The 13,292-nt window shown below is 35.1% G+C and carries 14 protein-coding genes; all 14 read left to right on the forward strand.

Annotated elements, in window-relative coordinates; all coding sequences use genetic code 11:
• Positions 1-5: 5 nt before the first annotated feature.
• The 14 genes from ACE939_RS08765 (at position 6) to ACE939_RS08830 (ending at position 13,290) form a co-directional block, all read left to right on the forward strand.
• Entirely contained in the window at positions 6-536 is a 531-nt protein-coding gene (locus ACE939_RS08765) for a hypothetical protein (protein ID WP_378184940.1), read from the forward strand.
• A gap of 104 nt (positions 537-640) precedes the next feature.
• A complete protein-coding gene (locus ACE939_RS08770; protein ID WP_378184942.1) occupies positions 641-1,027 on the forward strand; it encodes a hypothetical protein in 387 nt (128 codons plus the stop codon).
• Positions 1,028-1,163: 136 nt separating this feature from the next.
• Positions 1,164-2,189 (forward strand): transporter, encoded by a 1,026-nt coding sequence (locus ACE939_RS08775; RefSeq protein WP_378184944.1) that lies wholly within the window; start codon positions 1,164-1,166, stop codon positions 2,187-2,189.
• 74 nt (positions 2,190-2,263) lie between these two features.
• The gene (locus ACE939_RS08780) at positions 2,264-4,633 is read left to right on the forward strand and encodes a TonB-dependent receptor domain-containing protein (RefSeq protein ID WP_378184946.1); all 2,370 of its coding nucleotides are present in this window, start codon (positions 2,264-2,266) and stop codon (positions 4,631-4,633) included.
• A 66-nt stretch (positions 4,634-4,699) separates the two neighbouring features.
• Complete coding sequence (locus tag ACE939_RS08785) at positions 4,700-5,953, forward strand: PepSY-associated TM helix domain-containing protein (protein ID WP_378184949.1); 1,254 nt, start codon at positions 4,700-4,702, stop codon at positions 5,951-5,953.
• Positions 5,954-6,082: 129 nt separating this feature from the next.
• Positions 6,083-6,523: a hypothetical protein gene (locus ACE939_RS08790; RefSeq protein ID WP_378184951.1), complete on the forward strand. Its 441-nt coding sequence runs from the start codon at positions 6,083-6,085 to the stop codon at positions 6,521-6,523.
• A 55-nt stretch (positions 6,524-6,578) separates the two neighbouring features.
• Entirely contained in the window at positions 6,579-7,397 is an 819-nt protein-coding gene (locus tag ACE939_RS08795) for an OmpA family protein (protein WP_378184953.1), read from the forward strand.
• Between the two features lie 133 nt (positions 7,398-7,530).
• Positions 7,531-7,932 carry a DUF983 domain-containing protein gene (locus tag ACE939_RS08800; RefSeq protein ID WP_378184955.1) on the forward strand — a complete coding sequence of 134 codons (402 nt, stop codon included), beginning with the start codon at positions 7,531-7,533 and terminating at the stop codon, positions 7,930-7,932.
• Positions 7,929-8,564 carry a Crp/Fnr family transcriptional regulator gene (locus tag ACE939_RS08805; RefSeq protein WP_378184957.1) on the forward strand — a complete coding sequence of 212 codons (636 nt, stop codon included), beginning with the start codon at positions 7,929-7,931 and terminating at the stop codon, positions 8,562-8,564. The genes ACE939_RS08800 and ACE939_RS08805 overlap by 4 nt, the downstream gene beginning before the upstream one ends.
• A 69-nt stretch (positions 8,565-8,633) precedes the next feature.
• Complete coding sequence (locus ACE939_RS08810) at positions 8,634-10,355, forward strand: SulP family inorganic anion transporter (protein WP_378184959.1); 1,722 nt, start codon at positions 8,634-8,636, stop codon at positions 10,353-10,355.
• A gap of 243 nt (positions 10,356-10,598) precedes the next feature.
• Positions 10,599-11,612, forward strand: coding sequence for a zinc-binding alcohol dehydrogenase family protein (locus ACE939_RS08815; protein WP_378184961.1), 1,014 nt, complete (start codon positions 10,599-10,601; stop codon positions 11,610-11,612).
• 325 nt (positions 11,613-11,937) lie between these two features.
• Positions 11,938-12,270 carry an ArsR/SmtB family transcription factor gene (locus ACE939_RS08820; protein WP_378188431.1) on the forward strand — a complete coding sequence of 111 codons (333 nt, stop codon included), beginning with the start codon at positions 11,938-11,940 and terminating at the stop codon, positions 12,268-12,270.
• A gap of 52 nt (positions 12,271-12,322) precedes the next feature.
• Positions 12,323-12,790, forward strand: a complete 468-nt coding sequence (locus ACE939_RS08825; RefSeq protein WP_378184964.1) for a DUF6428 family protein — start codon at positions 12,323-12,325, stop codon at positions 12,788-12,790.
• A gap of 11 nt (positions 12,791-12,801) precedes the next feature.
• On the forward strand, positions 12,802-13,290 hold the full coding sequence (locus ACE939_RS08830) for a GNAT family N-acetyltransferase (protein WP_378184966.1): 489 nt from the start codon (positions 12,802-12,804) through the stop codon (positions 13,288-13,290).
• The last annotated feature ends 2 nt before the right edge of the window (positions 13,291-13,292 follow it).

The following is a 13,292-nucleotide window of genomic DNA, read 5'->3' on the forward strand; positions in this document are numbered from 1 at the left end:
TTATTATGTCAAGTATTTTTAATCAAGTTTTGATACTCTTCTCAACCTTATTTAACGTTAGTTCAGAAATTGTAGCAGATAGCTCAGAGCTCATCCTCAATTTTGAAAACAAAACTGTGAATATCTCCTATTCAAACTTGCAAGTTTCTGAAAATGTTGAGAAACTTTTTATCGTAGAAGATGTCAAACGAATTCAGCAAGCAACTAGATTTAATGATTCTTTTAAGGATTTTACGTTACAAAAAGTGGATATAGATAGTAGAAGAAGTTCTGTCGATGTTTCTATCACCTTTTCATTTCAAAAATTTAGTGAGGTAAGTAGATTAATAAACCTTAGAATTGTAGACGGAAAAATCATCTACCTCCCAAAAGAAAGGGAAAAAGTTACTGCTTCAAATGGCAAAAAAATGAAGCTTACTGAAAAAGAAGTAATTGCCTGGGACACTACTACTAAACTTTTTGAACTTTCCATTAAACGTGATAAAGGAATCGAAAAATATGATAACTTTGAAACTATAGCTCCGTACTTTCGCTAAATAGTATTCATTTATATTATACAAAATTTTTATGCTTTTTAATCCATTGGCAATGCTTTAATTTTAATATTACTTGGTATCTTTGCCAAAATTTTTGGGCCTCTGTGAAAATATTTTTTTCCATTCTGCTGGTTGCGACTTTTGCAATACAACCATTATTGGAGATGGGTAATATTCTTTACTACCAACTTAACCTTGATTATATTGTTGAGAAATTTTGTGTTAATAAAGAACGACCTAGTCTTAACTGTAATGGAAAATGTTATCTAATGAGTCAAATGAAGACTCAAAGCCTATCTGAAGATGCGCCTATCAAAACAACCATTAGTGTAGAGACCTTCATTCCTTTGTTTTTTGAAAACATTTCTATAGAATTGACTGGAGACAATCAAATAAAAAGTGTAACCTATCAAAATTGGGAGTATCGATCCCCTTATTACCAACAATATAATTCAAAGATTGACCATCCTCCAGAGGTTTTTTTTTCATAATAGTATACATTGTTTCAAGATCAATAATTTGATTTTTGAAACTACCCTACATTCAAAATTTTAATTTTACATCCTTTTTAAGGATAGCTATGTACTACTATGGTACGCTACATGGTAATATCTACTATTTTTACTAATGAAAAAATATTTTTATATACTCGCATTTGCGACAGTATCTTCTGTAACTGCGCAAAAAACTCAAATTGACTCTACGTGGACAAGCTCAAGACCAGATGGTCATGCACCAATTTCTATTATGGGCGACCACACACATAACAAAGGAGAGTTTATGTTCTCCTATCGCTTTATGCTTATGAATATGGAGGAGTTAAACAGAGGCAGCCAATCGGTACCATATAGCAATGCGATTCTTCCCAATGGCAACTACATGGTAACTCCGACAAAAATGCCTATGTCTATGCATATGGTTGGTGCTATGTATGCACCATCTGCTCGCATTACGTTGAGTATTATGGCCAATTTTATTCAAATAAACATGGAACATTTAACAGCTATGGGAGGTACTTTTGAAACGGAAGCAAGTGGATTGGGTGATACCCAAATTGGTGCACTCTATAAATTTTTTAATGCAAATCACCAGCAACTACATGGACAAATTGGAGTTTCACTTCCTACAGGCAGTATTGAGAATACTGATATCACACCTGCATCGTCCCCTAATAAAACCCTACTACCCTATCCAATGCAAATAGGTAGCGGAACTTGGGATGCACTCGTAGCGTTGACCTATTTAAAACAATGGCAAACAATATCGTATGGAGCGCAAGCAAAAACTGTCATAAGAACTGGTAAAAACAGTAATGATTATCGACTAGGCAATAGCTATAGCATACATAATTGGTTGGCATTTACTGCTACTAGTTGGTTAAGTTTTTCTGTACGATTTGAATTGGGAGTTCTTGACAAAATAAAAGGTATAAATAAACAACTCAACCCCATGATGGTAATTACCGCAGACACTCAAAACTCTGGTATGACCTATGGCAATTTGGGATTCGGTTTTAATTTGTATTCTTTTAAAGGAAGCCTCAAGAATATGCGCTTAGGATTTGAAACTTCGATGCCAGTTTTTCAAAACAAAAATGGTGTCCAATTACGTAATCAGGAAACTTTTAGTATAGGATTGCAATACGCACTATAACATTATTAAACTAAAAATTTGAGTCTTCTACCTTCAACTTTTTTGTAGGTAGAAGCATCTATCTATACATTATAATGAAAACAAAATATATAACGATACTAGTAGTACTAGTCAGTAATTTGATTCATTCGCAACTTACCTATACAGGGATTATAACTGATACCTCTCTTCGTCCTATTGCTGGTGTAACTATAGTTGACCTATCCAATCCTGCAAATGCTGCAATGACTAATGAAAAAGGTGTTTTTTCGATTACCTTAAAAGATATAAGTAAAGTATCAATTCAATTTATAGGATATCAAACTAGAGAATTAGAATTATCCACCCGAGTAAATCAGATTATTTTGGAGCAAGAAGATATACTTCTGGGAGAAGTATTGGTTACCACTGCAAGTCGGGAAGTTCAAAAGCGTTCAGATATTCCAGGAGCTATTGGTATTGTGAATGCCAAAAATATTAAAGAAACAAAAGCCTTTGGTATCGATCAATTAGTAAATCAAATAAGCGGAGTCTATATGTCTAGTTCGCAAGCAGCTAGTAATGAACAACATTTTATGGCTGTTCGTTCACCGATCTCAACCAAAGCCCTGTTTTTGTATCTCGAAGACGGGCTACCTATTCGACCAACCTCTGTTTTTAATCATAACGCATTGTTAGAAATGAACGATACATCTTTTGATCGGATCGAAGTTGTAAAAGGTCCTGCTAGTAGCATCTATGGTAGCGAAGCTATTGGGGGAAGTTTCAATTTTGTTACAAAAGATCCTACTGCTAATTTAAGTGGGTTTTTGGGATATCAAACAAACAGCTTGGGTCTCTCAAAATACGAGATAGAAGTCTCTGATCAACCATCAGATATTTTTGGCTTTTATTTAGGTACACAATATACCACACGTGCCAATGGTCCTGTAGCTCATAGCGATTATGAAAAGTTTGCTACCACTTTTAAAGCTGTCGTTACATTATCGCCTAGCCTCAAGTGGACCTCTGTAGCCGATCTTATTCAATATCGATCAGATATGAGTGGTTCTCTTAGCGAAGAAGATTTTCGTAATGGAACTTATGAAAGCGATCAATCATTTACTAATCGTAAAGCATTAGCTTTTAGAGCGCGAACTACCTTTGATATGCATTGGAATGAAAACACAAAGACAACCGCTAATGTTATTTTTAGAAGCAATCAAATGGATCAAAATCCATCCTATCGTATTCGACAATTTCGTAATCAGGGTCAAGTAACTGACCAGGGTACTGGTGAAGTGAATACAAACCAATATTACAGCTTTGTTGGACTTATACAACAAAGTTATACTTTCGATTTTATGGATAGTTCTTTGATAGCAGGAGCTTCACTAGACGTAGCTCCACAAAAATATATTGCCGAAACAACCTCGGTACAAGTGGATCCATTTACTGGTAAAAATGTGAGTTTTGATGTCAATACAGGGGACTTTATTCTCAATTACACCGCCGATATTCTAAATTATGCTGGATATATTCAATATGAGGTATCTCCATTTCAAGCATTAAAAATCACTACAGCGATTCGATATGATGTATTTGAGTATGCGTACGATAATTTAATTAGTACCGATAATCAAAATATGGATAAAGAACAATTTAATAATTGGGCTCCTAAACTAGGAGTTAATTATAAAGTAACTAAGAACTCTGGCTTGTACGGGAATTATTCACAAGGATTTACACCTCCACAAGTATCAACTTTGTATCGCACTCAAAATGAACTGAGAGATATCAAGCCTAGTACTTATCATAATTATGAAATCGGTGGTTACTTCAATCCTAATGCCAAGTGGGCTTTAGATTTTGCAATGTATTTACTAGAGGGTAAAAATACCCTCATCACATTGCGTAATGAGGATGATATATTTTTAAGCACGAATGCGGGAGCTACCAGATCCTACGGTATTGAGTATGGAGTTACATTCACACCTTCAAAACACCTCACCATCACACACAACGGTAGTTATGCTAGACATCGTTATATCGATTTCTTCGACAAAGGGATAGAGTATTCAGACTCTAATCGGGAAACGGCTCCTAACCTACTTGGAACCTCAATAATCACCTATAGAACGGTCTTTAACAAGGATTTTGAATTTAATTTTGCTGCAACTCATGAGCTTGTAGGTACGTATGCAACAAGTTTTGAAAATCAAGTTACTCTAACAGATACATCTGGTGAAACAATTACAGATGCCAATGGTAGTCCGTTAACCGATACAAGCACTTATTCTGGTCACAATATTTTTGGTTTAAGAACAGCTTTTACTTATAAAAATATAGAGATTTGGGCACATGCCCTAAACATTTTTGACACAGTATATGCTGCAAGAGCATCTTACAATTCTTATACCAAACAAAATAATTATACCATAGGAACACCACGAGCGTTGCACGTTGGAGCACGCCTTAAATTTTAATCAATGTAAAAGATAAGGGCTTTGGATCTCATTGATCCAAAGCCTCTTTATCAAAAACTATGTAGTATGAAAAAGAACACTAAACTTAATCAATGGCTTTGGAAATGGCATTTTATTGCTGGTATCATTTCTTTACCCTTTATCTTATGCTTATCCATTACTGGAGGAATTTATCTTTTTAAAACAACCTATGAAAAACCAATATATAAAGAGATAAAAACTATACTCCCTAGCAACAAAGCTATCTCATACCAGCAACAATGGGAACTTGCTAAAGAATCAGCGCTAAAAAAACCTACAGCGGTTATTGTACCCAGTCACAAGAGTCAGGCTACAGAGTTTGTTTCTGGACGCTTTGGAGCCGCAACAAGTATTTTTATAGATCCATATAAAGGTGAAGTATCTGGCGAGATAGTACCGATGAATTCTCTAATGTACAAAATTCGTAAACTACATGGAGAACTTTTACTGGGTACTTCAGGAACTTTGATAATCGAACTTATAGCTAGTTGGATGGTAGTACTTTTAATCACAGGTATTTTTATATGGTGGCCAGCAAGAGGTTGGCAACTAAAAGGTTTTTTTGTCCCTAGATTAACAAATGGGAAACAAGTATTTTATAGAGATCTCCATGCTATTACTGGATTTTGGATTGCGATACTTCTACTCATAACTCTTGCAGGTGGATTTCCTTGGACCAATGTTTTTGGTTCTAATTTTAAATGGATACAACAAGTTACAAATACTGGTTTCCCTAAAGATTGGTATGGAAAAGGATTACTATCAACAAAGGATACTACATCGCTTACCTTAGATCAAATGATCGATATTGCACGTGATTTAGATCTACTAGGGACAACAAAAATTACATTCCCTCAACATAAAGATGCTGTGTATACTATCTCAAACAGCTATCCAAAAGATTTAAATCAACAAGTGTCTGTACATTTTGATCAATATTCAGGTAAAATGGTGCAAAAAAAAGAATGGCAAGATGTGGGTTTGCTAATGCGAAGTCGTATGTGGGTAATGGCATTTCACCAAGGTCAGTTTGGTAATTGGAATTGGGTCTTGATGTTGTGCACTACCTTATTTTTAAGTACGATGAGTTTAGCTGCAATTTTATCTTATACTTCAAGAAAGAAAAAGGGTTCGTGGTCTATTCCTAATGTACCAAAAAGTTTTACTGTTAGTTATGGAGTGGCTGGTCTAATTTTACTTTTAGGAATTGTATTCCCGCTTTTTGGAGCAAGCGTAATACTAATTATTATCTTTACCTTTTGTACTAAGAAAGAAAAAACTAAATTGACAACTTCTTAAACCAAGCGAACATTCACCAAAAAAACCTGATATTACCCGTATAAATCATACAACTATTCGTAATAAATTTCGTTAATATCAAAAAAAACTAAGAAGTATCAATATATTTGAATGATAAAAAATAACATTATGATAAAAACATCTACACTAGTATTTATAGTAACCGCCTTTATCACGCTAGTAAGCTGTAACACGTTGTCAAAAGAAGAACAAGCATTTGATGCCAAGATGCAAGAGATTGTGAATGTTCATGACGAGGTTATGCCTAAGATGGGTGAAATGAGTGCTCTTATAAAAAATTTAGAATCAAAAATTGATACTACTGCAGCTACTCAAAAATATAAAGTGGCACAGCAAAACCTTAAAGATGGATACGATTTTATGATGGAATGGATGAGCGATTTTAGCCAAAAGTTCCCTCATGATGAAAAAAATAAAAAATATTCAAAAGAAGAACTTGCTTCAAAAATGAAAATGTTAGATGAAGAAGAAACCGAAGTAAAAAAATTAAAAGATCACATAAATTCAAGTATTGAAAATGCCAAATCTGTTTTGCAAATTACAGAATAATAGCACTTATACAATATCGATAACACATATTTTAGAAGCAACAAACCCTACATCCATGAACAAATTTTATACCCTTATCCTTCTTTGTGCCTTATCATTTAACACGATTCAGGCACAAAAGAAAAAAGACCTACTCGAAGAAATTGACAAACTACGTCAAGAATTGAGAGTATCACAAGGTCAAGTAGAAGATTGTCAGCGCAAAGAAACGGCATATCTTACACAAGTAACCTCTTTAGAAAAACAGGTTACTGAGTTACGAGAATCTAATTCGTCTTTACTTTCTAATATGGGAAGTTTTACAGCATTATCTAAAAAGAAAGCCGAAAATCTAGAAACCTCTTTGGTGAGCCTTAAATTAAAGGATAAAAAAATCAATGCGATTAACGAGGCCTTTAGTTCTAATGATTCTATAAAACTAGCAGTACTTACCAAATTTAAGCAAGCTATCGGAAGTGATGCCTCTATCGGTGTACAACAAGGAGCCGTGTATCTTACAATACCGAATAGTCTTCTATTTGGAGAGGATGATAAAAATTACACACTTCAGGATAAATCAAAAAATCTTTTAGGCCGAATAGCCTCTGTACTTGTTGCACATCCTGATCTTGCGATTGCTATAGAAGGTAATAGCAATGCTCTTAAATTTGACAAGAACAAAGACTTAGTTAAGAATAATTGGGATTTGAGTGCTTTACAGGCAGCAGCCGTTACACAAAGTCTACAAGAAGATTTTAAAGTGCTTCCTAAGCAAATGGAAGTTTTGGGTAAAAGCGAATATGCAACCGAAGGTATTGAAACCGTAACACGTATTCGTATTGATCCTGGATTCAAAGATTTTTATATACAAGTAAAAGAAACAATGAAGGAGTAATTGGTTACTAATCAATTTTCAAATAAAAAATCTGGCATTCTTGTCAGATTTTTTTTGTTTCTATAAGGGAGTTATGTAACCATTGTTACCTAATAAAATTTCAGCTTTTGTACCTTTAACTAAAATTTTAGGTATGTTTGGTAAAGGGTCAAAATTATATAGTATCCTCTTCTTAAAATGTCCACGTTGTCATCAAGGAGACTTTTTAAAATCTCACCCCTACAAGTTTTCTGATTTTAATAAAGTTAAAGAAGAGTGTGATCATTGTAAACTCAAGTATAGTATCGAACCAAGTTTTTATTACGGTTCTATGTATGTATCCTATGGTGTAGGTATAGCCATAGCTGTTACTGTTTTTGTAATTCTTTATCTTTTAGACTCAGATTTACAGCCTCTTACCATTTTTTATAGTATACTCATAACCCTGGTGGTATTTATGCCCTATATAGGCGCTATTTCTAAAGCTATTTGGGCAAATCTTTTTTTTAAATATGATAAAGAATTGGCTGCAAAAATTAAACAACCAAAATCATGATTGAAGAATTAAACAAAAGTTACGGTCACCTGTTTGAAGATGCTTTATTACAAGAGATCGCACAAGTAGGTACCTTTAAAGAAATACCCGCTGGTTTTAAGCTAATGGAGATAGGAGAATACATAAAGGGGATGCCTCTATTAATATCTGGCGCAATTAAAATTTTGCGAGATGATAAGGATGGAGATGAGTTACTGCTCTATTACTTAGAAAAAGGAGACACTTGCTCTATGACCATGACCTGTTGTATGGGCGCTACAAAAAGTGAAATACGTGCCATTGCCGAGCGGGATACCAAACTAATCATGGTACCAATACGCAAAATGGAAGAATGGACAACCAAATATAAAAGTTGGCGCAATTTTGTTTTTCAAAGTTACCACAATCGTTTTAACGAAATGCTGCTTACAATCGATACTATTGCTTTTGATCGTATGGATGAACGTTTGGTTAACTATTTAAAAGAAAAATCCAGAATAAACAAAGAAAACATACTATATCAGACACATCAAGAAATTGCCTATGAACTCCATAGCTCACGTGTTGTAATTTCTAGATTACTTAAAAAACTTGAACGACTTGGTAAAATCGAATTGCATCGCAATCACATTACTATTCTTGATTTAGCATAGCTATGTAACTCTTGTTACTGTGCGGTAATTTAGGATAATATACTTTTGCTCTACTCATATAGATACGCTATGTTACAAAAATATCTTCCTATATTACAATGGCTACCCAAGTATAAAAAAAACTATCTCTCTGGAGATATAGCCGCGGGTATTACTGTGGGCATCATGTTGATACCACAAGGGATGGCTTATGCTATGATCGCAGGTCTGCCCCCTGTTTTTGGCTTGTATGCCTCTCTCATACCGCAGATAATTTATGCTCTGTTGGGTACTTCTCGACAGCTCGCTGTTGGACCCGTAGCGATGGATTCGCTATTGGTAGCTTCAGGCTTGGGTGCTTTGGCTATTTCTGGAGTAGACGAGTATATCACCATGGCCATATTCTTGGCTTTATTTATGGGTTCTATTCAACTAGCCTTGGGATTATTTAGAATGGGATTTTTGGTTAACTTCTTATCAAAACCTGTTATAAGTGGCTTTACTTCGGCTGCAGCCATTATCATTGGATTAAGTCAACTTAAACACCTATTAGGTACACCGATAGAACGCAGTAATCAAATTCATCATGTGGTGCGCAATGCAATAGCTACTATTGATCAAACCCATCTTTATACGCTTGGTATTGGTATTATTTCAATCTTTCTGATAAAAGGGTTAAAAAAAATTCATAAAAACATTCCTGCAGCCTTACTTGTTGTAGTGATCTCTATAGTCGCAGTATATTTGGGTGGTCTACAGGATCTTGGTATTGCTATTGTGGGAGAGATCCCCAAAGGTTTACCTTCATTTGAGATGCCTACCATAGCGTATTCTCGTGTCTCAGAATTAGTTCCCATCGCACTTACTTTAGCGTTAATAGCTTTTATGGAAGCTATATCTGTTGCCAAAGCGGTCGAAGAACGACATGCCGAGTATGAAGTGGATGCTAATCAAGAATTAATTGCATTGGGAACCGCTAATATTATTGGCTCCTTTTTTCAATCCTATCCAACGACAGGTGGGTTCTCAAGAACTGCGGTCAATGATCAGGCGGGTGCCAAAACGGGTATCGCACCTCTTATAAGCGCATTGATCGTAGCACTAACTTTACTTTTTCTTACACCATTATTTTTTTATTTGCCTAACACTGTGCTTGCTGCTATTATCATGGTTGCAGTCTTTGGACTAATTGATTTAAAATACCCAATTAAATTATATAAAAATGCCAAAGATGAGTTCTTTTTATTGCTAGGTACTTTTGCAATCACTCTTTTTGTCGGTATTAAAGAAGGGATTTTATTGGGTGTATTATTTTCGCTTTTATTATTAGTATATCGTACCTCACACCCACATATTGCTATCCTTGGTAGAATTAAAGGAACCGAATATTTTAAAAATATAGAACGTTTTGGTAGTACCGCACAAATACATAAAGAAATTTTAGTCTTGCGATTTGACGCTCAACTATATTTTGGTAACAAAGATTATTTTAAAAGTGAACTGCAAAAACATAGTATAGCAAAAGGTAGTGCATTAGCATATATCATACTTAATGCCGAAGCTATTAATTATATTGACAGCAGCGCTACCAATTTATTATTTCATCTTATTGACGATTTAAAACAAAAGCATATTACAGTACTCATTGCAGGTGCCATTGGCCCTACTCGAGATATCATTTTTAAAAACGGACTCGCCGATGTCATTGGTCGCGATCATTTGTTTGTTACAACAAGCGAGGCATATGAGTATGCCCTTAATACAGGTGAGCGCACAGAGATACAGCAAAAAATAACTACACAGTCGCAATAAAAGTATAAGTACCCTTATTGTAATTGTAGTACTACTACGTAATCCAATACGTTAAGGAAAGGTCTATTTTAATTTTTTGTAAACTATACGTATTGTATGCTGTACTACCATTTGATACTAGCAGGTATTTTGACTTAAATTTATGATAGCCGTTACTTAGGATATTTAAAATTTGCATTACCTTGATGGGCATCGATATATCGAATAGTAGCATGTACACATTTTAAATTAAAACACACACCAATGAAAGCTATAGGATTTAAAACCTCGCTCCCCATCACCGAAGAAGAAAGTTTTATCGCCTTTGAAACCGAAAAACCAATTCCTACAGGTTATGACCTCTTAATTAAAATAGCAGCTATCTCTGTAAATCCAGTAGATTTTAAAGTACGGCAAAATGCGGCCAAAGATACACAACTCTCTACTCCAAAAATAATTGGTTGGGATGCGGTGGGAACTGTTGAGGCTGTGGGTGATAAAACATCTAAGTTTACTGTTGGCGACCAAGTATTCTATGCCGGTGATCTTACCCGTGATGGGAGTAATGCCGAGTATCAATTGGTAGACGAACGTATTGTTGGTAGAAAACCCAAAAATCTTTCAATGGCAGAAGCCGCTGCAATACCTTTAACGGGGCTCACCGCATGGGAGTCTCTATTTGATCGTATCAAAATACACCCAACAACCCATAGTACCAAGTCTGTATTAATTCTAGCAGGAGCTGGTGGCGTTGGATCCATTGCTATACAACTCGCCAAAAAAGTTGCAGGACTCACCGTGATAGCTACTGCATCTCGCAAAGAATCTAAGTCATGGTGCACAAAGATGGGAGCAGATTTTGTCGTAAACCATTATAACTTAAAAGAGGAACTAGCTGCGATTGGTCACAAAGAGGTAGATTATGTGCTAGATTTTGTAAATATAAACTCGTATTGGGATACGATAATTGAGTGTAGTAAACCACAAGGCCATATCGTATCTATCACAGGCAGTGATGCGCCAATTAATCTTTCACTACTCAAAAATAAAAGTATTACTTTTTCTTTTGAATTTATGTATACGCGATCCATGTTTACTACCAATGATATCGAACGTCAACATGAAATATTAAATACGCTGGCTGGACTATTAGAAAAAGGTACGTTGCAAACTACTCTTACCAAAACCTATCAGGGGTTTACAGTTCAAAATCTTAAAGCAGCACATGCGTTGCAAGAATCTGGTAAGGCTATTGGTAAAACGGTTATCGTATTTTAAACACTCAAAAATAACTTAAAGCGATGCTAATTGTTAGCGCGGTACGCACCAAAGTACTTATAACCATGCGCGTATAGCAGTTGCTATAATGGTATAACCAAATCTCATGGATCATAGGGTAACTAGTAAATATTCAGTAGAACAACAGAATTTTATAAAAATAACTTCCTCTAGCAAAAAAATTGAACAGCATCCCATAGGTAAAAAGTCGAGGATTGGCATCAACATACGTGTCTTGTCAAAAAATTTACTCATATAAATGACAAAAAAATTTGAGTATTATGATATTAATCGTAATATTGCAATGAACAAATCATATCATACAATGGGATTAGCCAAAACCGAAATGTTTACCGACCAGCAAAATGAAATTTCTGTGTTTGCAAAAGCATTTGGACACCCAGCCAGAGTAGCAATCTTACAACATTTATTTAAAATAAACTCTTGCGTTTGCGGGGATCTAGTCAACGAGATTGGATTGGCGCAACCTACCATTTCTCAACATTTAAAAGAACTTAAACTTTTGGGATTAATCAAAGGCAATGTCGAGGGAACGAGTGTTTGTTACTGTATTGACAAGGACAATTGGACGGCAATGAAAACAGTGATGTCACAATTCTTAGATCAGGATAGTAACGGTATGCAGGATTGTTGTTAAAAAAAATTTTTGAATACATTAATCGTATAATCGCAATAAACAAATATTAATTATGAAATTATCACAGATAAAAGCGGTATTGCAAGAATTAGAGACTATAGCGTTTCAATTACCTAACGGAACATTGGTACCTAATCATTTTCATGTTACCGAGGTTGGTAAAATTACTAAGCATTTTATTGATTGTGGTGGCACTGAAAGAAATGAAGAGGTGGTTAACTTTCAACTATGGAATGCCAACGATTATGATCATAGACTACATCCCGAAAAACTCTTGCACATTATTGAACTTTCGCAAAAAGTTCTTAACATCCCTGATCTTGAGGTCGAAGTAGAGTATCAAGCTGAAACTATTGGCAAATTTGGTCTTGAGTTTGACGGAAAAAATTTCTTACTAACGTCTAAACAAACAGACTGCTTAGCAAAAGATGCCTGTGGAGTACCTGTAGAAAAGAAAAAAGTGTCCTTGGCAAGCTTACAAAATGAACCCTGTTGTTCTCCCGATGGTAATTGCTGTTAATTGTCATTACAATGAATTACACCATAATAACCAAAAATAACTTTGAAGCGGTTGCCGATATTTATAGAGCTGGCATCAAAACTGGCAATGCAACCTTTGAGACTACAATACCCTCCTATAAAGAATGGGATAAAAAACACTTGCCCTTTGGACGGATCGCACTAGTAGAACATAAAAATATAGTAGGTTGGGCTTCTCTATCTGCAGTATCTAATAGGTGTGTTTATAATGGAGTTGCCGAGGTGAGTGTATATGTTTCTGCTTTGGCTCAAGGTAAAGGAGTAGGCACAAAACTTTTACATAAACTAATTGATATTAGTGAATCTGAAGGGATTTGGACCTTACAATGCGGTATTATGCGTGAAAATACAGCAAGTATTAGCTTACATAAAAAATGCGGTTTCCGAGAAATCGGGTATCGTGAAAAAGTGGGTAAACTCAAAGGAGTTTGGCGTGACAATATTATAATGGAAAGAAGAAGTAAAATTATTGGAATTTGAAC

This window comes from Aquimarina rhodophyticola (assembly GCF_042434915.1).
In the GTDB taxonomy this organism is placed as follows: Bacteria; Bacteroidota; Bacteroidia; order Flavobacteriales; family Flavobacteriaceae; genus Aquimarina.